The organism is Streptomyces sp. NPDC001852 (assembly GCF_042891825.1).
Taxonomy (GTDB): Bacteria; Actinomycetota; Actinomycetes; order Streptomycetales; family Streptomycetaceae; genus Streptomyces.
Genome location: NZ_JBIATN010000007.1, coordinates 244,908 through 268,587 on the forward strand (window position 1 = coordinate 244,908; position 23,680 = coordinate 268,587).

The window sequence follows — 23,680 nt, forward strand, 5'->3', positions numbered from 1 at the left end:
CGGATCCGCACCCTGATGCCCGCGTGTGTCGGTGGGGCATGCCACCATCGTGCGGGCGGTGACTGGTGATACGAGACCAAGAAGAGACCATGAAGCAGCAGGGCGTGCACCCCGAAGGCGCGGCGGGCACCCCTGACGCCGCCGCGCGCCCCGACACCGCCGACGGCGCCGCCAAGGGCGGCGGCGACGCCCAGCAGGAGGACACCGGTCCGCGTCGGCGCGACGGCACGGACGACGGCACCTCGCGCACGCGCGAGGACAACGGAAACGACGGCACGCGCGCGCGTGAGGGCGGAAACGACGACGCCGAGGGAGCGCACGTCCCGGAGAACACGCGCTCCGGCCACGGCCCGGGCGCGGACGACGATCCGCACGCCGAGGCCGTGGAAGGCGACGAACCGCTGCTCCCCGCGCGCGTGCACCGCCCCTCCGACCTCATGCGGCTCCTGGTCGGCGTGCTCGCCATCGTGGTGCTGCTCGCGATCGCCGCGTTCGCGCACGGCACCACCTCCGGCTTCGAGCAGGACATCAACAAGGGCACCGGTCAGGCCCCCGACCTGCTCATCAAGATCGCGGGGCTGGCGTCCAGCATCGCGATCCTGCTGGTGCCGGTCGCCTTCGCGATCGAACGGCTGATCAAACGCGACGGGTTGCGCATCGCCGACGGCGTCCTCGCGGCGGTCCTGGCCCACGGAGTGACCCTCGCGACCGACCTGTGGGTGGCGCGGGCCGCCCCGGGCTCGATCCAGGAGGCGCTCACCCAGCCCTCTCCGGGCGACATCCACGCCCTGACCGACCCCGTGCACGGATATCTGGCCCCCGTCATCGCCTACATGACGGCCGTCGGCATGTCCCGCAGACCCAGATGGCGCGCGGTGCTGTGGATCGTGCTGCTGCTCGATGCGTTCTCGATGCTGGTCACCGGCTACACGACCCCGTTCTCGATCATCCTGACGGTACTGATCGGCTGGACCATCGCCTACGGCACGCTGTACGCCGTCGGCTCCCCCAACGTCCGCCCCACCGGGCAGACCCTGATGGCGGGCCTGCGGCACGTCGGCTTCCATCCCGTCAGCGCGGCCCGCGAGGAGGCCGGGGAGACGGAGAACGGCGACCGCGGCCGGCGCTACTTCGTCACCCTGGAGGACGGCCCGCCGCTGGACGTCACGGTCGTGGACCGGGAACAGCAGGCCCAGGGCTTCTTCTACCGCGCGTGGCGCAATCTCACCCTGCGCGGCTTCGCCACCCGCTCCAGCCTCCAGTCGCTGCGCCAGGCTCTGGAACAGGAGGCCCTGCTGGCGTACGCGGCGATCGCGGCCGGCGCCCACGCGCCCAAGCTGATCGCCACCTCCGAGCTCGGCCCCGACGCCGTCATGCTCGTCTACGAGCACACCGGCGGGCGCACGCTCGACTCGCTGGCCGACGAGGACATCACCGACGAGTTGCTGCGCAACACCTGGCACCAGGTGCAGGCGCTGCAGTCCCGGCGCATCGCCCACCGCAGACTCGCGGGTGACGCGATTCTGGTGGATCGTTCCGGCAGGGTGATCCTCACCGAACTGCGCGGCGGTGAGATCGCGGCCGGCGAACTGCTGCTGCGCATGGACGTGGCCCAGCTGGTCACGACGCTGGGGCTGCGGGTGGGCGCCGAGCGCGCCGTGGCCTCGGCGGTCCGGGTCCTCGGTCCCGATGCGGTCGCCGACTGTCTGCCGCTGCTCCAGCCGATCGCGCTGACGCGCTCCACGCGCGCGACGCTGCGCAGACTCGCCCGGGAACAGGCCCAGCGCGAGCGCGAGGCGGTGCTGGAGGCGTCCCGGCAGACCAGACAGGCCCGTCCCGAGGAAGCCGGGGAGGAGGGTGCCGTCGCCCTCTCGAAGGCCGACAAGAAGGCCGTGCGCGCCCAGGCGCGGGCCGAGAAGCGGGCCATCGACGAGGCCCTGGAGGACGCGCGTGAGGAGGATCTGCTCACCCAGATCCGCCACGAGGTGCTGCGGATCAGGCCGCAGGCACCGGTGGAGCCGGCCCGGCTGGAGCGGGTACGGCCGCGCACACTGATCAGTTTCATCGCCGGTGCGATCGGCGCGTACTTCCTGCTGACGCAGCTCACGCACATCGAGTTCGGTCCGCTGGTCGCCCACGCCCAGTGGGGCTGGGTCGTGGCCGCCGTGCTGTTCTCGGCGCTCAGCTATGTCGCGGCGGCGATGCAGCTCCTGGGCTTCGTACCGGAGCGGGTGCCGTTCCTGCGGGCCGTCGGGGCCCAGGTGGCCGGCTCGTTCGTGAAGATCGTGGCGCCGGCGGCGGTCGGCGGTGTGGCCCTGAACACCCGGTATCTGCAGCGGTCGGGAGTCCGGCCGGGGCTCGCGGTGGCGAGCGTGGGCGCCTCGCAGCTGGCCGGGCTCGGCGCCCACATCCTGATGCTGCTGTCCTTCGGCTATCTCACCGGTACCGAGAAGACGCCGTCCCTGTCGCCGTCCCGGACGGTCATCGCAGGTCTGCTGACGGTCGCGGTGCTGGTGCTCGTGGTGACATCGGTGCCGTTCCTGCGGAAATTCGTGGTCACGCGCGTGCGGTCGCTCTTCGCGGGTGTCGTGCCCCGCATGCTCGACGTGCTGCAGCGGCCGCAAAAGCTGGTCACCGGCATCGGCGGCATCCTGCTGCTGACGTTCTGCTTCGTGATGTGCCTGGACGCCTCCATCCGCGCGTTCGGCGACGGCTCGGCATCGCTCAGCATCGCCAGCGTCGCCGTGGTCTTCCTCGCCGGCAACGCGCTCGGATCCGCCGCGCCCACCCCGGGCGGCGTCGGCGCCGTGGAGGCGACCCTGACGGTCGGCCTGATCGCCGTCGGCCTGCCCAAGGAGGTCGCCGCCCCGGCCGTCCTGCTGTACCGCCTGCTCACGCTGTGGCTTCCGGTGCTGCCGGGCTGGCTCGCCTTCAACCAGCTCACCCGCAAGGGAGCCCTCTGAGGAGCCTCTGGGGGCGCCCTGTGCGGCGCGCGGTGCCCGCCCCGCAGAAAGGCCTGTACGGGTGCCGAGCGCCCGTACCTCGTACGGCCCGCGCCCCGCGCGCCCCGGCGTGCGCGCCTCCAGGATGGGAGTATGGCGAACCCATCCCGGCTGCGTGCCGCCGCCCTGACCACCGCTGTCCTGCTGCTCTCGGCCCTGCTGGCCGGGTGCGGCGACGCCAGTGCGCACGGCGACCTCTCGGCGCAGAAGCTGGACTGGAAGGACTGCCCGGCTCCGTCCGAGGCCGAGGGCGGCGGCAGCGCCCCGTCCCCGCTGCCGAGCGGCGGCACATGGCAGTGCGCCACCATGAAGGCGCCGCTGGACTGGAGCAGACCGAGGGGCGACACGATCGGCATCGCCCTGATCCGCGCCAGGGCCAGCGGCCCCGCGAGCAAGCGGATCGGCTCGCTCGTGTTCAACTTCGGCGGGCCGGGCGGCAGCGGCGTCAGTGCGCTGCCCGCGTTCGCCTCGGACTACGCCGCCCTGCGCACCCGCTACGACCTGGTCAGCTTCGACCCGCGCGGGGTCGGCCGCAGCGCGCCGGTGACGTGCGAGAGCGACTCCCAGCTGGACACGTACTTCCAGCAGGACGCGACCCCCGACGACAGCGCCGAGCGCGCCCAACTCCTGGACCGCACCAAGCAGTTCAACGCAGCGTGTGAGAAGAACTCCAAGAAGATCCTGCCGCACGTGGCGACCACCGACGCGGCCCGCGACATGGACCTGATGCGCCAGGTCCTCGGCGACGACAAGCTGCACTACTTCGGCATCTCCTACGGCACCGAACTCGGCGGTGTGTACGCCCACCTGTTCCCCAGGAACGTCGGCCGCGCCGTGCTCGACGGCGTCGTCGACCCCACGCAGAACCCCGAACAGAGCGCGCTCGGACAGGCCGAGGGCTTCCAGCTCGCGCTGAACAACTTCGCCGAGGACTGCGCCTCGAAGGCCACGGGATGTCCCATCGGAAACAGTGCGCAGGACGTGAAGAACCGCATCGCGAAGCTGCTGGACGACCTGGAGAAGAAGCCGATCCCCGGCATCGCGCCGCGCGAGCTCACCCAGACCGCCGCGACGAACGGCATCGCGCAGTCCCTGTACTCCAAGGACTTCTGGGAGTACCTCACCGAGGGCCTGGAGCAGGCGTACGCGGGTGACGGCAGAGTCCTCATGCTGCTGTCCGACTCGATGAACGGCCGCAGCGAGGACGGCCAGTACAGCAACATCACCGCGGCCAACGTCGCCATCAGCTGTGCCGACGAGAAGCCGCGGTACACCGCCGACTACGTCCAGCAGAAGCTGCCCGAGTTCCGCGCCGCCTCCCCGCTGTTCGGGGACTATCTGGCCTGGGGCATGCTCAGCTGCACCGACTGGCCCGTGGCGGGTGCCGCCGACCATCCCGACGTCAGCGCGCCCGGCTCGGCACCCATCCTCGTCGTCGGCAACACGGGTGACCCGGCCACCCCGTACGAGGGCGCGAGGAAGATGGCGGACGCTCTCGGCAAGGGCGTCGCCGTCGAGCTGACGTACAAGGGCCAGGGGCACGGTGCGTACGACAGCAAGAACAGGTGCGTGCAGAGCGCGGTGAACGGCTATCTGCTGGACGGGCGGGAGCCGAAGGCCGGCACGGTCTGCTCCTGACCCGCCCCGGCGTCCGAAACTCCCGCACTCGCGAAGAAACCGCTGGTCAGAGTGTTATCCACAAGCCATCACGGGCGCGGCCGCGTATGCACCTGGCGTCCAGGTGGAGCGCGCCACTGGGCTGCCGTGGGAAAGTAAGAACATGAACTTGTGGCTGAACTGGTCACTTGAGGGCGTCGGCAGTGCGGGGGAGGAAGTGGCTGACGTCAACGCTGCTGTCCGAGCACTGGACATCTCGGTGGCACGGTCCCGACGTGTCCTCGACTCCGACCGACCGTGGCATGAGCTGAGGACATCGGCCGATGCCATGAAGATCGAAATGCTGGATGAGGGCGCGAAAGCGCTGGAGAGCGGTCAAGCATGGGCTTCGACCATCGGCGGTGTCCGAGTGAAGCTCATCCCCCGGTAGCGACATCATCCAGCGCCTCAGGTGGCGCGCAGCGGGGAGCAAGGAGGAACCGTGCCGCGAACACGTCGATGGCTTCATGAATCGTGCAGCGCAGCGTTTTGCGGATCGCCTTGATCGCACAGAGGATCCGGTGATCGAGGATGTCGCGGTCGACGGTTGCCGGCAGGGCGGTCACGGGTCCCCCAAAGTCGCTGTACAGCAGCGGAGTACAGCAACCACACAGACTGCTGCTCAACGACGACCAACACGGACGACAGTCCACGCCTGTAGCTCCGCTCCCCTCGGGGAGCGGAGCTACGCGTGACGGGGTCAGTGCCGCGCAGCGGCCTTGCGCCGTTGGACGGTGAATAGCGCGCCACCGCCGATGACGATCAGGGCACCGGCGACTCCTGCGATCATTCCGCTGTCGCTGCCGCCGCCGGTCTTGGCGAGCGATGCGCCTTGTGTCGACGCCGAGGCGGACGGGGCGGGGGCACTGGCGGCGGCGGTCGAGCTGGGCGCGGGGGCAGGCGACACGCTGCTGGTCGGCGTGTTGGACGGCACCGGAGTCTTCGACGGCGCCGACGACGGGACGGTGCACGGCTTGTCAGCGGACGTGGGGTACGGGGTGATGGGTTCGTCCCTGATCGGTCCGGCTGTCACGCGGACGTCCCATTGAGCGCCCGGCTTCCAGTCCACGTAGAAGGTGTGACTGACTCCGGCCGCGGTGGGGTGGGGGAAGTCCCACTGGTCGAACACCGGGCCGGGCAGGCCGGACGCCATGTGCGGGCCGATGGTGATGTGGGCAGGCGTGCCCGAGCTGTCTTTGTCGGTGACCGTGATCGCGGCCTTGGCGACACCGGAGCTGGTGTCACAACTGGCCACGGGGGTCACCGAGAAGTCGCTCATGTTGCAGGCGAAGGCGGCGCCGCTGAACAGCAGAACGGCGCCCGCTCCGGTTGCACTGGCGGCGAACAGGCCGCGCTTGGATATCACACTTCCTCCGACGGGCGGGATGAGGACAGCTACGCGCGGGGATGCCTTGGGCACTCGCGACGGCCGCGCCTCTTGGGGACGTGAGGACGGAGCAGGACCGTGCAGCGCGGGCGGCTGGGAGGCCCGCCGGCACAGTGGCGAAGGCGGTGACGAGACCGAGCCGATCGCCGCCTGGGCACCGGACAGCTTCACTACGACCTCATGGGGTCAGGACAAGAATGAGAGAAGAGTGCAGATGCCGTCGCGGTTGTACGCGATGCGGCAGGACGCAGATGCTATTCCCCGCGGGCGGATTTGCGGGGTGGCCCTGCGGCGGACGTGGGTCGGGGCCGTGGGCCGCCAGCGGGACAGACCCGATCACAGCCGGACAGTTGTGCTCGCCGTGCATAAACCTGTGTGACCATACTCACAGTTGGCCGTCGGCAGTCGGACCGGTCCGACCAAGTCACCCTCGGCATCAGCCCGCTCGGGCCAAGAGCCCGCCGGTCTCTGCGTTCACCACGACAGGCCCTTCAACGTCTCCGCTCAACTTGTTGCGCGTGTACAGCCGTTGGCTGCGGGCAGTCAGCCCAGGTTCGGGCAACCTGTCCGATGAACCGACGTCCAGGAAGGCCGGGCAGAACCTGGTCACCTACACCACCGTGCGCAACGCCAAGTCAGCGCCGCTGTCGGGAGTGCTCTTCGACTAGGAGATGGCGGCGCCCAGCAACCACAAGGGCGCGGCGCCAACCGTCTGGTGGAAGTTCAACGGCGGCGTTCTGGCGGGAGCGAAGACGTGCGAATCTCAGTTGCTGGGAGCGTTCCCGGTAACCACGGCGTACGAGCCACGGTAGTCACCTGTCACAGGAGTGCGGACAGGCACAGCAGCAGTGAGTGTCCAACTGCGTGACAACGCCGACAGACGGCGGCGGACACGTGCACGTCTGCGGACCATCGCAGCAGGTGAGCGTGACACCGTGACGCACCTTCCCGGCACGCACCACCGGCGCGGTTTCGGGGCCGGCCATGGGCCGTGCGAGGCCGACCAACGCCAACCGACAACGACCGAAGCCCACGGCGTCTGAGCAGCTCAGAGCCGTGGACTTCGTCAGGCCCGCTGGTCGAAGGACCCCTTGATCAGTAGACCGGCTTGTGCGGTTCGATCTGGTTGACCCAGCCGATGACGCCGCCGCCGACGTGGACGGCGTCGGCGAAGCCCGCGGACTTCAGGACGGCGAGGACTTCCGCACTGCGGACACCCGTCTTGCAGTGCAGGACGATCTTCTTGTCCTGCGGGAGGCCCTCCAGGGCGGCGCCCATGAGGAACTCGTTCTTCGGGATCAGCCTGGCGCCCGGGATGGAGACGATCTCGTACTCGTTCGGCTCGCGGACGTCGATGATCTCGATGTTCTCGCCGTCGTCGATCCACTCCTTGAGCTGCTTGGGAGTGATCGTGGAGTCGGCGGCCGCCGCCTGGGCCTCCTCGGACACGACGCCGCAGAAGGCCTCGTAGTCGATGAGCTCGGTGACGGTCGGGTTCTCGCCGCAGACCGCGCAGTTCGGGTCCTTGCGGACCTTGACCTGGCGGTACGTCATCTCCAGGGCGTCGTAGATCATCAGCCGGCCGACCAGCGGCTCGCCGATGCCCGCGAGGAGCTTGATGGCCTCGTTGACCTGGATGGAGCCGATGGACGCGCAGAGCACGCCCAGGACGCCGCCCTCGGCGCAGGAGGGGACCATGCCGGGGGGCGGGGGCTCCGGGTAGAGGCAGCGGTAGCAGGGACCGTGCTCGGACCAGAAGACGGAGGCCTGGCCGTCGAAGCGGTAGATCGAACCCCACACGTACGGCTTGTTCAGCAGCACGCACGCGTCGTTGACCAGGTAGCGCGTGGCGAAGTTGTCGGTGCCGTCGACGATCAGGTCGTACTGGCTGAAGATGTCCATCACGTTGTCGGCCTCGAGCCGCTCCTCGTGAAGGATCACGTTCACGTACGGGTTGATGCCCTTGACGGTGTCACGGGCGGACTCGGCCTTGGAGCGGCCGATGTCGGACTGGCTGTGGATGATCTGGCGCTGCAGGTTCGACTCGTCGACCTCGTCGAACTCCACGATGCCGAGGGTGCCCACGCCCGCGGCGGCCAGGTACATCAGCGCCGGCGAGCCCAGGCCGCCGGCGCCCACACAGAGCACCTTGGCGTTCTTCAGCCGCTTCTGCCCGTCCATGCCCACGTCGGGGATGATCAGGTGGCGGGAGTACCTGCGGACCTCGTCTACGGTGAGCTCAGAGGCTGGCTCAACCAGGGGTGGCAGCGACACGGGGACTCCGTTGGTCGGTCAATCACTACAGTTGTTCTCCCTGTAACACTGCCACGGCCTTCTTCATTCCGAGACACCTGTTCCGATACGCGAGACGATTTCGTCCCAGTAGCCGGGCATGCTCTCCCAGGGGTCGGCGCGGCCCCCGCGATCCGTGCGGTCGGTGAAGTAGATCGTGGCCGCTCCCTGCCAGCGGGCGATGCGCAGGGCTTCCTCCAGATGGCCGCGGGGCACACCGTGCACGAAGTGGCAGAAGCGGTCCGGCGGGTAGTCGGCGGTCCACTCGGCCACCTGCGACCAGCGGTAGTCGGACCATGGCCCGGAGAAGGTCACCAGTTGATCGGCGTTCTCCGCGTATCCCGGGTGCGGATGGGTGCCGTGGCCCAGGACGATGTGGGCGGTGTCACTGATCGTCCGGAGCGTGGTGACCGCGCGGCGGACCTCGGGCAGCGCGGCGCGGTCGGTGGGGCAGCGGTCCAGCAGGAAGCCGTCGACCCGGTACCAGTCGAGGTAACGGTGGGCGTCGGAGAGCAGGTCGGCGAGGACACGATCGCCGTGGGTGAGATCCAGGTGGCCGAGGACCCGGACGCCGGCGCCCCGCAGCCGGCCCGCGGTCTCCAGGCAGTGCGGGTCGGGGCGGGTGCCGGGGCCGCCCGCCACGTTGAGGACCACCCAGTCCAGCGGGGTACCGGGGCGGGCGAGCTCGGCCCACTGGGCGGGGGCGACGAGCGGGTGGGCGTAGCCGGGGACGCCGATGGCGGTGCGCAGGCCGGTGCTCGTGGCGCCTGCTGTGGTGCTGGTCAGATGCGGCATGCCGCCTCCATCCAGATGTCGGCCAGGGATTCTTCGAGGTTGATGCGGGGCCGCCAGCCGAGCCGGTCGCGCGCGGTGCGCACGTCGGCCTGCTGCCAGCTGCCGCAGCCGTCCGGGTACGGGTACGCCACCGGGGCCGCGTGGTCGGAGTCGGCGCGGGGGTGGCCGATGGCGCTGCGCAGCGGCCCGGGCGGGGCGTCGAGTTCGTGCAGGGCACCGCCGTATCCGGCCACGCGGGCGAGAACGGCGGCGGCGTCGCGGAGGCGGACGGCGCGGCCGGAGCCGATGTTGATGACGCCCTGTGCGGCGGAGAGCGAGGCGGCGTGCACGGCGCGGGCGACGTCGCGCACGTCGACGAAGTCGCGCTGTACGCCGAGGCCGCCGAGCTTGAGCTCGCCGTCGCCGGACTGCATCGCGCGCCGCATCGCCTCGGCGAGCCGGCCCAGCGGGGAGCCGGCCGGGGTGCCGGGACCGGCCGGGGAGAAGACCCGCAGCACGACGGCGTCCAGTCCGGAGCCGAGGACCAGCTCGGTCGCGGCGAGCTTGCTCACGCCGTACGGACCACCGGGGCGCGGTACGGCGTCCTCGGCGGTGGAGGAGCCGGGCTGGCTCGGCCCGTACTCGGCGCTGCACCCGACCTGCACCAGACGGGCTCCGCAGCCGCTGCGGCGCAGGGCCTCGCAGACGGTGGCGACGGCCACGGTGTTGTGCCGGGTCAGTTCGCGCGCGCCGCCGCGGATGGCGCCGGCGCAGTTGACGACGACCCCGGGGTGCACCGCGTCCAGGAAGCGGGTGAGTGCGCCGGGGCTGCCGGTGGCGAGGTCGAAGCGGACGTCGGCGTCGTCGCCGCGGCCGAGCGCGGTGAGCTGGACGGCCGGATCGGCGAGCAGGCGGTCGGCGACGAAGCGGCCGATGTATCCGTTGGCTCCGATCAGCAGGACCCTCATCGGGCGGCTCCCCGGGTGTGGGCGCCGGCGTGACCGGCGGGGCCGACGTGGCCGACGGCACGGATACGACCGGTGGTGCCGATGTGACCGGCCCGGCCGACGGGTGCCGTGGGCCAGGAGGGTGCGGTGGGTCCGCCCGGGCTCGCGGTGCCGGCGCATCCGGTGGTTCCCCGGACTCCGGCGCCGGCGGTCCCGGCGGCTTGTGCGCCCGCGGCTGCAGCTCCTGCGGGCGCGCCGGCGGCTCCGGGAGCTCCGGACGCTCCGGGTCGGGAGGTGGTCATCTGGCGTTCTCCTTCAAAAGGGGTGGTGCGTTCGCCTCCGGCTGCGGTTCGGGCCGGCGGCGGACGATTCAGTCGGGGGCTCCCGTGGGCGCGTGCGCCGAGGCCCGGGTGAGCGTGCGGCCGGCGTGGAACAGCAGGGCCAGGGCGGCCGTTCCGCAGGCGAGGGCCGGGACGGCGGCCTCGCCCCACGCGTCCACGAGGGTCCGTACGGGTGCCGTCAGCACGCCACAGCCCGGCAGCCTCCCGGCCGGCGGCAGGGCGAGGGCCACCGCCTCCATGGCCGCCGCGGCACCGAGCACCACGGCCGGGGCGTGCCGGTGGCCGTGCACGCTGAGCAGGCGGGCGAGCAGCAGCAGGGCGCCCAGGGCGAGGGTCTGCGGGTAGTCCACGGGTTCGTGCAGGACGGTGCCGCACACCAGGAGCAGGGCGGTGAGCGCGCCCAGGAACAGGGCGAACGTGCCGAACAGCAACGGCTTGACGGCGGCCTGGAAGTCCTCCAGACCCCGGCTTCCGGCGAGCCTGCGGCGGGCGCCCGCGCGGAGCAGGTGGGCGCACCAGGCCGCCGGGGCACAGGCCAGGGTCAGGGCCAGGACGGGGCCGACGGCCGTGGGCCAGGGGCCGTCCGGGGCGCCGGTCGGCAGGGCGTCGGGGCCACCGGTCACGAGGGCGTGGAGGAGACCGTCGCCGAGAAGGGCGTAGCCGAGCAGCCACAGCGTCGACGCGCGCGTGCCGCTCGCCGTGCGCCACGCGTGCGTGCCGGGCGGGCCGGCGAGGGGGCCGCGGCGCAGTGCGGCCCGCGTGGCGAGGGCTACGGCGAGCAGGCCGACGGCGGCGGCCAGGAGGCGGGGGTGTCCGTGGGTCAGGCGCAGTCCGGCCACGGTGGCCGCGCCGAGGGCGCCGGGCAGCAGGGTGAGCAGGATCCGGTTCGCCCGCAGACGGGGTACGGGCGGGGGCTCGGACCCGGGGCCCTGCTCTCCGGTGCGCGGCACGCGCGCGTACAGCTCCTCGGCGAGCGAGAAGACGTCGCGGTGGCGGAAGCGGGCGGCGGTCCGGTCGGTGACGCCGTGCGCCTCCAGCCCGGCGGCGATCTCCAAGGGGTCCACGGCCCGCTCGCACAGTTCACGGTGCCGGTGCAGCAGGGCCTTCACGGGGTCGGCGGCGCCACGCCGGGGCGCGACGGCACGCCGCGCGCCCGAATCCCTGGTGCCGGAGCGTGAGTTGTCCGCCGGCGAGTCGTCCGATTCCGCCTCGGTGACGACGCCCGCGGCGAGCGCCCCGGGACGCCCCGGTCTCCTGCCCGGCTCCGGGCCACCGGCGGGGCCACGCGCACCGGAGACGGATACGGACGCCGTCGGCGAGGTCCCGTCGTACAGGGCCTCCGCACGGCCCCGTCCCGTGTCGAACCACTCCTCCGGCCGCGAGCCCCAGGGCTCGGCCGCGCTGGGCATCCCGGGCCGGTCCGGCCCACCCGGCACACTCGCCACCCGACCGCCGTCATCGAAGTCCGGGTCCGCGTGACCCGGCCCGTCCGGTGCCCCGGAGCCCAGCGGGCCGAGGTCTCCCGGTGCGCCCGGTTCGCTCCACGCGTCCACCGCCCCGGTGCGGTCCTCGGCCGTGCGGTCGTCCCGTGTGTCCATCACGCCCCCTCCGCGGCGGCCAGTCGTGTCGCGCGTACCGGTGGGGCCGTGGCCCATCCGGGGACGGTCCGGGGCAGGACGCGGGCCGTGGGGCCGGTCCAGCGGCCGGGGACGTGGGACTCGGCGGGGGCGGCGAACGGCAGGGGCTCGCCGGACTCGTCGAGGACGACCCGGCGGACCGGGCAGTGCGAGACGATCTGCAGGTAAATGCCGTGAAACGCCGCGATGTTCTGCTCGACGGTGAACAGTTCGAGCGCGCGGGCGCGCGCCGCGGCGCCGAGGCGCTCACGGCGCTCGGGGTCGCGCAGCAGCGCCACGCATGCCTCGGCGAGCGCCCGCGGATTGCGCGGGGGCACGACGAGTCCCGTGCCCCCGATGACCTCCACCACCGCGCCGACGTCGGTGGACACCGTGGCCCGGCCGCAGAACATGGCCTCGATCAGGCCGACCGGGAAGCCCTCGACCACGCTCGACAGCACGACGACCGCGCCGGCGGCGTACACCTCGGGCAGTGTGGGGGCCTCCGGGCCGCCGATCTCCTCGAAGGAGACGGGGTTGTCGCCGACGGCGTGCACACCCTCCGCCTCGTCCGGGAAGAGCTGCGCGGCGAGCGCCCGGCAGTGGCCGAGGTAGGCCGCGCCCTCGGGTCCGGCGGGCGCGCCGACGATCCTGAGGCGTGCCGCGGGCTCCTCCTTGCGGACCTCGGCGAAGGCGTGCAGTAGTGAGATCAGGTCCTTGGCGGGTTCGACGCGCCCGATCCAGACCAGCGTGCCGGGGTCGGCGCGGTCCGGAGCCTCGCCTACCTCCGCGAAGCGGGTGGCGTCCATGCCCGGGTGGACCGTACGGATCCGGGCCCGGTCGGCACCGCACCGTTCCTGCCAGCGTCGGGCGTGGGCGTTGCCGGGGGTGAGGACCTCGGCGCGCCGGTAGACCTCGGCGGCGAACCGGCCGTGAAAGGCGGCGAGCAGGGCGCGTACGGCGGGGGCCGCGGTGTCGGGGCCGAGGGCCAGGTAGTGCGAACGGAGCTGCACGCCGTACTCGGTGACGAGCAGCGGTACGTCGCCGAAGTGCCGGGCGAGCAGCCCGGGGAGGGCGGCGGGGCCGCCGGCGGCGGCGTGGCAGAGGTCGGCCGCGCCGAGGCCGTCGTCGCCGTACCAGTCGAGGGAGAGGGGGCGCAGGGCGCGTTCGAGGTGTGCGGTGACGGCGAGCAGATCGGGTACGCGCGCCTCGCGTGCCTCGCGTAGCGCGCCGGGAGCGCGGCAGGCGCGTTCGAGAGTGCGTACGGCGGCGTCCGAGCGCAGGGCGCCGACCAGTCCGCCCTCCTCGCGGGCGAGTTCGGCGAGTCCGTAGAGCGCGCTGCCGAAACGGTCCGCCAGAGAGTCCGGCCCGCCCTCGGTCCCGGTGCCGTCGGCTCCGGCGCACATCGCCGCGACCAGTTCGCCGTAGCACTCGGTGAAGCGCCGGCGCGCGCGCCGTCCGTAGGCGACGCCGTCGTCCTCGGCCGTCCACAGCGGCGCGGTACGCACCCGGCCGACGTGTGGCGGGAGCGCGACCCAGCCGTCGTCCTCCTGGCGGCGGCTGCGGCTGAGTGCGTAGACGTCGAACTCGTGCTGGTCGAGCCCGCGCACGAGCCGGTCGCACCAGAGTCCGGCGTCACCGCTCACATACGGGTAGCCACCTTCCGTAAGCAGTCCGATGCGCACGTGCGCACCCCCGATCTCCTGTCCGGTGAGCCGCCGTCCCCCGGCGGCGCGCAGCGGGACGAACGTAAGGGGACAAGGCGGTGGCGCGACGGACGGTTGTCCATCGCGCCACCAAAAGGGGTGAACGGTCGTAACTTTCGCGTGCGGTCCGCGTTCGGCCGCGCTAAGGCTTCACACGGCGATCAGCCAAGCGCGAAACGTTACGCCACGGCCGGTTCGCGCCGCGCCGCGCGCCGCTGGGCCGCCAGCTCCGGGTCGAGCGCCGGTACGGCGGCCAGGAGTTGCCGGGTGTACGGCTCGCGCGGGCTGTCGTACACCTCGTCGGCGGGCCCGTACTCGACCACCCGGCCCCGGCGCATCACCGCGACGCGGTCGCTGACCTGCCGTACGACGGCGAGGTCGTGGGCGATGAAGACCAGCGCGAGGCCGAGTTCGCGCTGCAGTTCCGCCAGCAGTTCGACCACCTGGGCCTGTGTGGTGACGTCGAGCGCGGAGACCGGCTCGTCGCACACGATGACGCGCGGGTCGGCGGCGAGCGCCCGGGCGATGCCGATGCGCTGGCGCTGACCGCCGCTGAACTCGTGCGGGTAGCGGTCGTAGTGCGCCCTTTCGAGCCCCACGCGCTCCAGCAGTTCCGTCACGCGCCCCCGGATGCGCTCCTCGTCCTGTTCCCCACGCGCGCGTAGCGGATCGGCGATGGATTCGCCCACACTGCGACGCGGGTTGAGGGAGGAGACGGGGTCCTGGAAGACCATCTGGACGGCCGGGTTCACCCCGGTGTGCGGGCGGCCCGCGTAGCGGATCGCGCCGGCGGTCGGCTCCAGCAGCCCGACGAGCATGCGGCCGAGGGTCGTCTTGCCGCTGCCGCTCTCGCCGACCACGCCGAGCGTCTCGCCGCGGCGGACGGTGAGCGAGACGGCGTCCACGGCCGCGAACGCCCGCTTGCCGTGCCCGAACTCGCGCCGCACGCCGGTGGCCTCCAGCACGACCTCGTCGGAGGCCCGGGATGCGGTGCGGCGGGTGTCCATGCGCGGGACGGCATCGAGGAGTTGGCGGGTGTACGCCTCGGCGGGCGCCGCGAGGACCGTGGCTGCCGGGCCGTGCTCGACGACCCTGCCGTGCCGCATCACGAGGATGTCGTCCACGCTCTCGGCGGCGACGCCCACGTCGTGGGTGACGAGCAGCAGCGCCATGCCGGTCTCCTCGCGCAGGGTGTGCAGCAGGTCGAGGATCTGGGCCTGGACGGTGACGTCGAGAGCGGTGGTCGGCTCGTCGGCGATCAGCAGGTCCGGCTCGCAGGCGAGGGCCATGGCGATCAGGGCGCGCTGGCGCATGCCGCCGCTGAACTCGTGCGGGCGGGACCGGGACCGCCGTACCGCGTCCGCGATTCCCACCCTCTCCAGCACCTCCACGGCACGCGCGCGTGCGGCGCGGCGCGACACGCGCGCGTGCACGCGGTGCACCTCGGCGATCTGGTCGCCGATCGCGTAGTACGGGTCCAGCGAGGACAGCGGGTCCTGGAAGACCATGGCGGCCTTCGCCCCGCGCAGCCGCCGCACCTCCTCGTCCGCGGCGGCCTGTACGTCCGTCCCGGCCACCCGCACCGAGCCGGTGACCCGGGCCCCCGTGCCGCGGTGCAGGCCCAGCAGGGCCCCCGCGACCGTGGACTTGCCGGAGCCGGACTCGCCGACCAGGGCCAGCGCGGCGCCCTCGGCCAGGCTGAAGGAGAGGCTGTCCACGGCCCTCAGCGAGCCGAACTCGACGGTCAGGTCCGTGACTTCCACCAGGCTCATGCGAGCACCACCCGTCGGTCGGCCACCGCGTACAGGACGTCCGCGACGGCGTTGGCGAGGACCACGAAGAAGCCGATGACCAGCACCATGCCGACGACCACCGGCAGGTCGACGACATTGACCGCGTGCACCAGCTCCTGGCCGATGCCGGGCAGTCCGAAGAGGGTCTCGGTGAGGACGGCACCGCCGACGGCGGAGCCTACGTTGTTGGCGTTCAGCGCGATCACGGGCGCCAGGGCGCCGCGCAGGGCGTGCCGGCCGACGATGGAACGCTCCGCGATGCCGTACGCCCGGAAGGTGCGGATGTGGTCCTCGGCGAGGGTCTCCAGCATGGCGGCACGGGTGAGGCGGGCGAAGGCGGCCGCCTCGATCAGGGCGAGCGAGAGCCAGGGCAGCAGCAGGTTCCAGGCCCATTGCTCGGGATCGTCCGAGAAGTTCACGTACTGCGGGAAGGGCAGCAGCTGCAGTTCGCCGCAGACGACGATCATCAGCACCAGGCCGATGACGAAGACGGGCGTGGCCGTGCCCGCGAGGGTGATCGCGGTCAGCACGCGCTCGGAGAGGCGGCCGCGCCGCCACGCGGAGAGCACACCGGTGCCGACGCCGAGGACGAGCCACACCACCATGGCGCCGAGGACTAGCGACAGGCTGACCGGCAGCTTGGTCAGGATGATGTCCAGCACCGGCTGGTCGGTCTGGTACGACTGCCCCAGGCAGGGCGCGGCGCAGTGCTGGACCGCGGTGCCCGTGGAGAAGTCCTGGCCGACGAACAGGCCCTGCAGGAAGTGCCAGTAGCGCAGGTAGAGGGGGTCGCCCAGCTTCAGTTGCCCGGCGACCTGGTGCACCTGTGCCGGTGAGCAGCGCGGGCCGCAGGTGATCTGGGCGACGTTGCCGGGGGTGACGTAGAAGACGACGTAGACGATCACCGAGATGGCGAGCAGGGTGACCACCACGCCCACGGCGCGGCGCAGCAGGAAGCCGCCGAAGCCGCTCATGCGCTTGCCTCCTTGTCGGTCTTGGCACCCTTGGCGTCCGTGGCGCTCTTGGCGGCCTTGGAGTCCTGGGAGTCCCTGCGTCCGGTGCCGACGCGCAGGCGGGAGGCGGCGCGCGGGTCGAGGGCGGTGCGTACCCCGTCGCCGAGGACGGTCAGGGCAAGGACGGTGACGAACAGGGCGCCGGCCGGCAGCAGCAGGTACTGGGGCGCGGCCTGGTACCAGACGTCCGCGGCGGTCAGCATCTGTCCCCAGGACGGGGTGGGCGGCTTCACACCGACTCCGAGGAAGGACAGCGCCGCCTCGACGGAGATGTTCGTGGGAACCAGCAGTGCGGCGTAGGTGATGACGGGCGCGGCGAGGCCGGGCAGCAGTTCACGGCGAGCGACCCGCCAGGCTCCCCAGCCGCTCAGCCGGGCGGCGGAGACGTAGTCGAGCCCCTTCAGGGAGAGCGTCTGGGCGCGCACGATCTTCGCGATGTTGCCCCAGGCGATCAGGCCGATGACAAGGGTGACCAGGACCGGCCGCGGAAAACTGGAGGGCACGATGGCCAGCAGTGCCAACGACATGATCATGAGCGGCATCGAGACGATGATGTCCGTGGCCCGGCTCAAGAGTTGATCAACCCATCGGTTGCCGAGCGCGGAGCCGACACCGACCGCGACCCCGATGACGACCTGCACCACCGTGGCGGCGAGCGCGACGCCCAGCGACACCCGCGCCCCGTACACCAGACGGGCGAACAGGTCGCGGCCGGTCTGCGGTTCGACGCCCAGCCAGTGGTCGGCGCTGATGCCGCCGAGGGAGCCGATGGGCACGCCCCCGCGCGCGGAGTCGATCAGGGACGGGTGGTACGTGGTGGGGTCCTGGCCCTCCAGGGCGGTGAACAGCGGGGCGGCGAGCGCGACCAGGACGAGCAGCGCGACGACGGCCGCGGCGACCAGGGCGGCGCGCTGCGCGCGCAGCCGCCGCCAGAACTGACGGGCCCCCGAGGCCGCCGGGACGGAACCGTCCGTCCCGGCGGCCTCGACGGCGACGAGTGCCTCGCTCACGGCGCTACTTCACCGCGACCTGGGAGATGTCCAGCACGCCGGTCCAGTCGCTGATGACGATGTTCTTGACGTCCGCGCCGTACAGACGCTTGTAGACCGGGTGGAACAGCGGCACGACGAGGGCCTTCTCGCCGATCTTCTTGTCCAGTGCGCCCCAGCGCTTGGCGGCCGCGTCAAGGTCGGTCAACTTGTTGATCGCGTCAATCTCGGCATTGACCGACTTGTCGTTGAGCAGGCCCGTGTTGAAGTTCGCGCCGTCCTTGACGATCTGCCGGCCGTCGAAGATCGGGGCCAGGAAGGGACCGCCGGAGGGCCAGTCGGCACCCCAGTGGGCGAGGAAGAAGCCCGGCTCGGTCTTCACGCCGTGGATCTTGTCCCGGTAGTCGTTGTCCTCCAGGCCCTGCAGCCTGACCGTGATGCCGGCCTTCTTGAGGGCGTCCTGGACGGCGGTCGCGATCTCCGGGCTGGTCTCGAAGTCCTTGGCGTTGGAATGGGTCAGCGTCACGGTGAGCCCGTTCTTGTAACCGGCCTGCGCGAGCAGTTCCCTCGCCTTGGCCGGGCTGCCGGACGCGCCGGCCGGGAACGGGTCGTACGGCGTGTAGCCGAAGGACTTCTGGTTGGGCAGGAAGGTGGTGGCGGGCTCGGCGAGCGCGCTGCCACCGGCCGCGTTGACCACCGAGGACCGGTCGACGGCGTAGGCGATCGCCTCCCGCACCTTCGGGTTGTCGAACGGCTTCACGGTCGGGTTGAACGCGATGTAGTTCGTGTAGCCGAAGTGACCGGTGCCCACGCGTGCGGCCAGTTCCTTGTCGCCGCTCACCTTCGCGAGTTCGGCCGGGCCGAGGTTGGTGTCCGTGGTGACGGCCGCGGCGTCCGCACCCTGAGACGCGGACAGCCGCTGGTTGATCACCGAGGAGTCCAGACCGGAACGGACGTCGATGGTGTCCGGGTAGGCCTTGCGCTGGTCGTCGACGGACGCCGACCAGTACGTGTTGCGCGCCAGGACCAGGTGCTCGCCGTCGTTCTCGTTCTTGACGACCTTGTAGGGGCCGGACGAGATCGGGTGCTCCTCGTACTTGGTGCCGTTGTCCTTGCTCTTGGGCACCGGCGCGAACTGGGTCTGCGTGGCGAGGTACGGGAACTCGCCCTCGGGCTTGTCGAGGTGGAAGACGATGGTCCGCGCGTCCGGCGTCTCGATCGCCGAGAGCCCCTTCTTGTCCTTGTAGGGCCCCTGGTAGTCGGCCGCGCCGACCAGCCAGTCCCTCAAGTAGGGTGCGCCGCCGGAGAGTTCGGGGGCGAAGGAGCGCTCGATGCCGTACTTGATGTCGGCCGAGGTGATCGGGGTGGCGTCCTCGTACTTGAGGCCCTTCTTCAGGGTGTACGTCCACACGGTCGCGTCCTTGCTGGGGCGCCCGGTGTCGGTGGCGAGGTCGGGGACGACCTTGGTGCCGGCCGCGCCGTTCTCGCGGTTGCGCGTGGTCAGGGTGCGGAAGACCAGCGAAGGGACGTTTCCGCCGCCGGAGGTGTAGAGGCGGGCGGGGTCGAAGTCGGTCTGCGGCTGGGAGTTCAGCACCGTGAGGGTGCCGCCCTTGTGCGGCGTGGAGTCGCCACCGGAGCCCTTGGCATCGTTGTCCTTCGGGCCGCAGGCGGCGGCGCCCGCTGCCACGACCAGGGCTAGCGAAACGGTCGCCACGCGGGCGCTGTTCACGGACGGTTGACGCATCGGAATGACGACCTCTCGAATACTGAGACTGATGGACGAGGAATGAGACGATTACAGGCAGACGTCAGCCCCGGCGTCGGGTCGTCGAAAAGTCCGGACTCGGTCACGGACGCAGAGAGAGGGAAAGAGGTCGCGACGCGAACGCCAAGGGGCGGCGTCAGCGACAGTCGATGTCGGCCACGCAGAGCGCGGTCACGCCGATGAGCGCCAGCTCGATGGCTGCGCTCCCACGGACGGCATGACTAGACCACATGCGCAGAAATATGAACGAACTTACGGCTCATGTCAATGTGACATGAGTGGCGCCCGTCAACTCCCGGGGTACGGCCAGGGGTTGGGCAGACAGTGGATTCCGTCATGGTCGAGGAACTTGGTCTGCTGCTGCATGACGGGGGCGAGTTCGCCGTCCTTCTGGCAGGTCACATGGCCGTGGCCGAGCCGGTGACCGACCTCATGGTTGATCAACATTTGCCGGTAGGCGTGGATCTTGTCCCCATATGTCTTGCTTCCCTCGGCCCACCTGTATGCATTGATCATCACTCGTTCGGTGGCGGCGGAGTCGCAGGAGACGTTGTCCTCCGTGGTGTCGAGCCCGGATTTGGCGCACCACTGGGCGGTCGTACCGGGGCTCGCCAGTGTGATCACGAAGTCGGGCTTGCCGGAGGAGATCCGCTCGAAGGTACGGGTGCCGCCGTGGCCCCAACTGCGGTCGTCGTTCAGGGTCTTCTGCACGGCTTCCGCGAACAGCTGACCGTCCAGCCCGAGTCCCTGCTCCACGTCGACACGGTAGGTGTACTTCTGCCCCTTGCCGGGCGCCTTGTCGAAACCGGGCACGGTGTCGAACTTCCCCGGGCCCTTCAGCGTGGCGCTGAGCGGGTACTTCCGGTCCATCTTCTGCTCGTACGACAGCGTGACCGTGCCGGGTGAGGCGGAGGGAGTCCCATCGGCGAGGTTGCCCGCGTCCCGGGCCTGGTCGGTGGCGGAGCTCGACTGTCCGCCGTCGTGGTGCGACCCGGTCACCTGGCCGGCGACGACCACCGCGAGGACGGTGGTGACGGCGGCCGCCGCGATTCCGGTGAAGGCCCGCCCCTTGCCGCCGGTGCGCTGCGCGGGCAGGCCGGCCGAGTCCTGCCCGGGCCGGCCGGCCGAGGGTGCGTCACCGCCACCCGCCTCCGGCGCGTCGGCCGGGTGCTCCTCGGCGGGGCGAGGCTGCCCCGTGCGGGGCGAGAAGACGTCGATGTCGTCGCGGTCGTCGATGCCGTCGAGGCCGACGCCGCCGCCGCGCCCGTCGGTGAACGCGTCGAGGTAGTCCTGCCGGGGCCCGGAACCGGTCCCCGGCCCGGCCGGCCGCTGCCGCGGCAGCACCGCACCCGGACCGGCCGCCCCCGCGAACTCCCCCCATCCACCGCCGGCTTCCCGCTGCTCGGGGTGCCCACCACGCGCGGGGGCACCCTCACGAGGACCGGGGCCACCGTGTGCCGGGGTGCCGTCCGGAAGCCGGGGCATGCCGTGTGCCGGCGTGCCGTCGGGAAGCCTGGGCATACCTCGCGCGGGCGTGCCGTCCGGAAGCCTCGGGACTCCGTGCGCAGGAGTGCCGTCGGGGAGCCGGGGGACAGCGCCCATCGGGGTTCCCTGGCCCCAACGCGGCATGCCTTCGACCGGCGTGCCACCGGCGAACCCCGGGACACCCTGCGCGGGCGTGCCGTCCGGAAGCCTCGGGACTCCGCGCGCAGGAGTGCCGTCAGGCAGGCGGGGCACACCGTGCCCGGGCGTACGCGCAGGGAAGCCCGGCGTACCGTGCGCGGGCGTCCCCGCCGGGAACGTCGGCGGTGCTTGCCGGCCGCGCGGCGGGTACCCGGCGCCGGCGCCAGGAGCGGCACCAGTACCAGGAGCCACGCCGGCGCCGGGGGCCACGCCGGTACCAGGAGCTACGCCGGTGCCGCCCGGCGGGGCCTGTCGCTGCCCGGGCAGCAGCGGCTGCTCGCCCCGGGCACCGCTCGTCCGCCTGTCGGGGGCTATGTCCGCGGAGTCGCCCTTCGGGGCCGGGCCCCGGCGGCTGTGGCGTCCCACGCCGGCCTCAGCTCCCCGTGTCCGAGTCGGTACCGGCGCCCCCGGTCTCCGCGAGGAGTTCCCGGAAGGCCGTGGCCACCACGTCCGGGTACTCCATCATCGCCACGTGCCCGGCGTCCGGCAGGGACAGCAGGCGCGAGTGGCGGAAGGCGCGGGCGGCCCGGCGGGCCATGCGGAAGCCGACCAGCTGGTCGCGGCCGCCGTAGATCAGCAGGGTCGGCGCGAGCACGCGCTCGGCCTGACGCCACAGCCCGTGCTGTCCGCCGAGCGTGTAGGCGTTGACGATCCCGCGCGCGGAGCGGGCCATCGCGTCCCAGAAGTACGGCAGCTGCAGGCGCCGCTCCAGCTCCTCCACGGCGTGCTGGAACGCCTCCGGCGACACCCGCCCGGGGTCGCCGTAGCAGAGCGCCAGGACGCCGCGCACCCGCTGTTCGGCCGTCCACTCCCTGGTGAGCCGGGTGAACAGGGCGGCGACACCGGGCACGCCGAGCAGTGCGGTCGGCGCCGCGGTGCGCTGGATGCGCAGCTCCGGCAGGGCCGGCGACACCAGGGTGAGCGTACGGACGAGGTCCGGGCGTACGGCGGCGACGCGCGTGGTGACCGCGCCGCCGAGCGAGTTGCCGAACAGGTGGACCGGGCCGCGGCCGGCCGCGTCGAGATAGCGGATCACCGCGCGCGCGTGCCCGGTGACGGAGTAGTTCCCGTCGTCCGGGGGCGGGGAGTCGCCGAAGCCCGGCAGATCGACCGCCTCGCTGTCGACGACGCCGTCCAGCGCGGCCATCAGCGACGACCAGTTCTGCGAGGAACCGCCGAGCCCGTGGACGTACAGCGCGGGCGGCAGGCCCTCGCGGGCGGGCGGGCGGGACCGGATCGACAGGGTGACTCCGGGCAGCCCCGCCGACCGCAGCCGCTCACCCTCACCGACCCGGACGGGCGCCACCTTCGGAAGCACACTGGCGGCCGGCACGGACGGCGACTCGGTCGAAGACATGCGGCAATGTTACGAGGTGATCACGCCGTGGCTCGTGTGTTCGCCGTCACAGAATGAACCCCGCGGGACGGGTGAAACGACGCCCGCACCGGAACGGACCGGGCCCGCTACGAACGGGCGCGACGGCATGGCGTCCGGTTCTGCTGTCTCCTAGGCTCGTAAACAGGGCACCCGTATGTGGCCCCTGCTGCTTCCAGGGACGTTCGTAGGAAGGGAGCCCCACCATGGCCTATGACCCCACCGAACCCGACACGATCGAGGACCTGGAGGACGAGACGGCCCCGGAGGTCGACGTCGAAGCCCCCGAGGTGGACGCCGCCGAGCAGCACGCCGATGTCACGCCGGACCGTGACGACCCCCTGACGAACGTGGATCCGGCCCGCGCGAACGAGGCCGATCTGGCCGAACAGGCCCGTGTCGTCTCGCTCGACGAGGACGACTACCGCTGACCTCGACCGACTCCCGCGGACGCACGAGGGGCCCACTGCGGCTTTCGCCGCCGTCCGGTACGTGAAATTCTGCGCTCGCACCGCGCACACCACGGTTACCGAAAAGTACGATGGCCGCGCGGCCGATACCGCGATATGGACGACTTTGGGAGGCGGCGTGACAGCCATCGAGCAAACTGAGGCGGCCCGCCCGCGTGGCACCCGTCTGCCGCGCCGAGCCCGACGGAACCAGCTGCTGGGCGCCGCCCAGGAGGTTTTCGTCGCGCAGGGGTACCACGCGGCCGCGATGGACGACATCGCCGAGCGGGCCGGCGTGAGCAAGCCGGTGCTCTACCAGCACTTCCCCGGCAAGCTCGACCTCTACCTCGCCCTGCTGGACCAGCACTGCGAGTCGCTGATCCAGGCCGTGCGCAACGCACTGGCCTCGACGACGGACAACAAGCAGCGCGTCCGGGCGACCATGGACGCCTATTTCGCCTACGTCGAGGACGACGGCGGCGCCTTCCGGCTGGTCTTCGAGTCGGACCTGACGAACGAGCCCGCGGTGCGCGAGCGCGTCGACAAGGTCACCAACGACTGCGCCGAGGCGATCTGCGACGTCATCGCCGAGGACACCGGCCTGTCGCGCGCGGAGTCGATGCTGCTCGCCTCCGGTCTCGGCGGTCTCGCCCAGGTGGTGGCCCGTTCCTGGCTGCACAGCGACCGCAGTGTGCCGCGCGACCAGGCGGTGCAGCTGCTGACCTCGCTGGCCTGGCGGGGCATCGCCGGCTTCCCGCTGCACGGCACCGAGCACCACTGACGCACCGCTGACGGCCGTTTGTTCCCGTGCAGTGTTCGCTGACGGCGTTCCGGCCCGGAGCGTGCGGGTCCCATGACCGGACTAATGTGTGCTGCGTACGGCGCGGAAGAT

20 protein-coding genes are annotated in these 23,680 nt (G+C 71.8%); 6 read left to right on the forward strand and 14 right to left on the reverse strand.

Going from position 1 to position 23,680, the window contains the following annotated elements:
• The first annotated feature begins 89 nt into the window (after positions 1-89).
• The 3 genes from ACFYZB_RS15020 (at position 90) to ACFYZB_RS15030 (ending at position 5,049) form a co-directional block, all read left to right on the forward strand.
• On the forward strand, positions 90-2,963 hold the full coding sequence (locus tag ACFYZB_RS15020; protein WP_388758445.1) for a lysylphosphatidylglycerol synthase domain-containing protein: 2,874 nt from the start codon (positions 90-92) through the stop codon (positions 2,961-2,963).
• Between the two features lie 132 nt (positions 2,964-3,095).
• Positions 3,096-4,640: an alpha/beta hydrolase gene (locus ACFYZB_RS15025; RefSeq protein ID WP_388758447.1), complete on the forward strand. Its 1,545-nt coding sequence runs from the start codon at positions 3,096-3,098 to the stop codon at positions 4,638-4,640.
• Positions 4,641-4,782: 142 nt separating this feature from the next.
• Complete coding sequence (locus tag ACFYZB_RS15030; RefSeq protein WP_388758449.1) at positions 4,783-5,049, forward strand: hypothetical protein; 267 nt, start codon at positions 4,783-4,785, stop codon at positions 5,047-5,049.
• Here the strand turns inward: ACFYZB_RS15030 and ACFYZB_RS15035 are convergent.
• Positions 5,036-5,224: a hypothetical protein gene (locus ACFYZB_RS15035; protein ID WP_388758451.1), complete on the reverse strand. Its 189-nt coding sequence runs from the start codon at positions 5,222-5,224 to the stop codon at positions 5,036-5,038. The two genes, ACFYZB_RS15030 and ACFYZB_RS15035, sit on opposite strands and share 14 nt — an antisense overlap.
• Positions 5,225-5,358: 134 nt before the next feature.
• Positions 5,359-6,024: an LAETG motif-containing sortase-dependent surface protein gene (locus tag ACFYZB_RS15040; RefSeq protein ID WP_388758453.1), complete on the reverse strand. Its 666-nt coding sequence runs from the start codon at positions 6,022-6,024 to the stop codon at positions 5,359-5,361.
• Between the two features lie 539 nt (positions 6,025-6,563).
• On the opposite strand from ACFYZB_RS15040, the gene ACFYZB_RS15045 reads away from it, so the two are divergent.
• Positions 6,564-6,713, forward strand: a complete 150-nt coding sequence (locus ACFYZB_RS15045) for a hypothetical protein (RefSeq protein ID WP_351208007.1) — start codon at positions 6,564-6,566, stop codon at positions 6,711-6,713.
• 427 nt (positions 6,714-7,140) lie between these two features.
• Here ACFYZB_RS15045 and moeZ read toward each other — a convergent pair whose 3' ends face one another.
• From moeZ to ACFYZB_RS15105, 12 genes are all read right to left on the reverse strand, one after another.
• Positions 7,141-8,319, reverse strand: a complete 1,179-nt coding sequence (gene moeZ, locus ACFYZB_RS15050; RefSeq protein WP_351208005.1) for an adenylyltransferase/sulfurtransferase MoeZ — start codon at positions 8,317-8,319, stop codon at positions 7,141-7,143.
• Between the two features lie 63 nt (positions 8,320-8,382).
• Positions 8,383-9,132 carry a spherulation-specific family 4 protein gene (locus tag ACFYZB_RS15055; protein ID WP_388758455.1) on the reverse strand — a complete coding sequence of 250 codons (750 nt, stop codon included), beginning with the start codon at positions 9,130-9,132 and terminating at the stop codon, positions 8,383-8,385.
• A complete protein-coding gene (locus tag ACFYZB_RS15060; protein ID WP_351208001.1) occupies positions 9,120-10,079 on the reverse strand; it encodes an NAD-dependent epimerase/dehydratase family protein in 960 nt (319 codons plus the stop codon). The genes ACFYZB_RS15055 and ACFYZB_RS15060 overlap by 13 nt, the downstream gene beginning before the upstream one ends.
• 349 nt (positions 10,080-10,428) lie before the next feature.
• Entirely contained in the window at positions 10,429-11,997 is a 1,569-nt protein-coding gene (locus ACFYZB_RS15065; RefSeq protein ID WP_388758457.1) for a hypothetical protein, read from the reverse strand.
• Positions 11,997-13,661, reverse strand: coding sequence for a glycosyltransferase (locus tag ACFYZB_RS15070; RefSeq protein WP_388758459.1), 1,665 nt, complete (start codon positions 13,659-13,661; stop codon positions 11,997-11,999). The genes ACFYZB_RS15065 and ACFYZB_RS15070 overlap by 1 nt, the downstream gene beginning before the upstream one ends.
• A 239-nt stretch (positions 13,662-13,900) precedes the next feature.
• Entirely contained in the window at positions 13,901-15,493 is a 1,593-nt protein-coding gene (locus tag ACFYZB_RS15075; RefSeq protein WP_388758461.1) for a dipeptide ABC transporter ATP-binding protein, read from the reverse strand.
• Positions 15,490-16,488, reverse strand: a complete 999-nt coding sequence (locus tag ACFYZB_RS15080) for an ABC transporter permease (RefSeq protein ID WP_388758463.1) — start codon at positions 16,486-16,488, stop codon at positions 15,490-15,492. Before ACFYZB_RS15080 ends, ACFYZB_RS15075 begins: the two co-directional genes overlap by 4 nt.
• On the reverse strand, positions 16,485-17,537 hold the full coding sequence (locus ACFYZB_RS15085) for an ABC transporter permease (protein ID WP_388758465.1): 1,053 nt from the start codon (positions 17,535-17,537) through the stop codon (positions 16,485-16,487). Before ACFYZB_RS15085 ends, ACFYZB_RS15080 begins: the two co-directional genes overlap by 4 nt.
• A gap of 4 nt (positions 17,538-17,541) precedes the next feature.
• Positions 17,542-19,260 carry an ABC transporter substrate-binding protein gene (locus ACFYZB_RS15090; protein WP_388758467.1) on the reverse strand — a complete coding sequence of 573 codons (1,719 nt, stop codon included), beginning with the start codon at positions 19,258-19,260 and terminating at the stop codon, positions 17,542-17,544.
• A gap of 157 nt (positions 19,261-19,417) precedes the next feature.
• On the reverse strand, positions 19,418-19,513 hold the full coding sequence (locus tag ACFYZB_RS15095) for an Ms4533A family Cys-rich leader peptide (protein ID WP_351207989.1): 96 nt from the start codon (positions 19,511-19,513) through the stop codon (positions 19,418-19,420).
• A 56-nt stretch (positions 19,514-19,569) separates the two neighbouring features.
• Positions 19,570-20,883 (reverse strand): DUF3152 domain-containing protein, encoded by a 1,314-nt coding sequence (locus tag ACFYZB_RS15100; protein ID WP_388758469.1) that lies wholly within the window; start codon positions 20,881-20,883, stop codon positions 19,570-19,572.
• 454 nt (positions 20,884-21,337) lie between these two features.
• Positions 21,338-22,321: an alpha/beta fold hydrolase gene (locus ACFYZB_RS15105; protein ID WP_388758471.1), complete on the reverse strand. Its 984-nt coding sequence runs from the start codon at positions 22,319-22,321 to the stop codon at positions 21,338-21,340.
• A 224-nt stretch (positions 22,322-22,545) separates the two neighbouring features.
• Here ACFYZB_RS15105 and ACFYZB_RS15110 point away from each other — a divergent pair, with 224 nt between their 5' ends.
• On the forward strand, positions 22,546-22,770 hold the full coding sequence (locus ACFYZB_RS15110; RefSeq protein ID WP_388758473.1) for a hypothetical protein: 225 nt from the start codon (positions 22,546-22,548) through the stop codon (positions 22,768-22,770).
• Between the two features lie 157 nt (positions 22,771-22,927).
• On the forward strand, positions 22,928-23,569 hold the full coding sequence (locus tag ACFYZB_RS15115; protein WP_037886738.1) for a TetR/AcrR family transcriptional regulator: 642 nt from the start codon (positions 22,928-22,930) through the stop codon (positions 23,567-23,569).
• The last annotated feature ends 111 nt before the right edge of the window (positions 23,570-23,680 follow it).

Excerpts from the sequence above, each read along its gene's own strand:
- ACFYZB_RS15020 (WP_388758445.1), top strand. The coding sequence starts at position 90 with ATGAAGCAGCAGGGCGTGCACCCCGAAGGCGCGGCGGGCACCCCTGAC.
- ACFYZB_RS15025 (WP_388758447.1), top strand. The coding sequence starts at position 3,096 with ATGGCGAACCCATCCCGGCTGCGTGCCGCCGCCCTGACCACCGCTGTC.
- ACFYZB_RS15030 (WP_388758449.1), top strand. The coding sequence starts at position 4,783 with ATGAACTTGTGGCTGAACTGGTCACTTGAGGGCGTCGGCAGTGCGGGG.
- ACFYZB_RS15055 (WP_388758455.1), bottom strand. The coding sequence starts at position 9,132 with ATGCCGCATCTGACCAGCACCACAGCAGGCGCCACGAGCACCGGCCTG.
- ACFYZB_RS15060 (WP_351208001.1), bottom strand. The coding sequence starts at position 10,079 with ATGAGGGTCCTGCTGATCGGAGCCAACGGATACATCGGCCGCTTCGTC.
- ACFYZB_RS15065 (WP_388758457.1), bottom strand. The coding sequence starts at position 11,997 with ATGGACACACGGGACGACCGCACGGCCGAGGACCGCACCGGGGCGGTG.
- ACFYZB_RS15075 (WP_388758461.1), bottom strand. The coding sequence starts at position 15,493 with ATGAGCCTGGTGGAAGTCACGGACCTGACCGTCGAGTTCGGCTCGCTG.
- ACFYZB_RS15080 (WP_388758463.1), bottom strand. The coding sequence starts at position 16,488 with ATGAGCGGCTTCGGCGGCTTCCTGCTGCGCCGCGCCGTGGGCGTGGTG.
- ACFYZB_RS15090 (WP_388758467.1), bottom strand. The coding sequence starts at position 19,260 with ATGCGTCAACCGTCCGTGAACAGCGCCCGCGTGGCGACCGTTTCGCTA.
- ACFYZB_RS15095 (WP_351207989.1), bottom strand. The coding sequence starts at position 19,513 with ATGTGGTCTAGTCATGCCGTCCGTGGGAGCGCAGCCATCGAGCTGGCG.
- ACFYZB_RS15100 (WP_388758469.1), bottom strand. The coding sequence starts at position 20,883 with ATGGGCGCTGTCCCCCGGCTCCCCGACGGCACTCCTGCGCACGGAGTC.
- ACFYZB_RS15105 (WP_388758471.1), bottom strand. The coding sequence starts at position 22,321 with ATGTCTTCGACCGAGTCGCCGTCCGTGCCGGCCGCCAGTGTGCTTCCG.
- ACFYZB_RS15110 (WP_388758473.1), top strand. The coding sequence starts at position 22,546 with ATGGCCTATGACCCCACCGAACCCGACACGATCGAGGACCTGGAGGAC.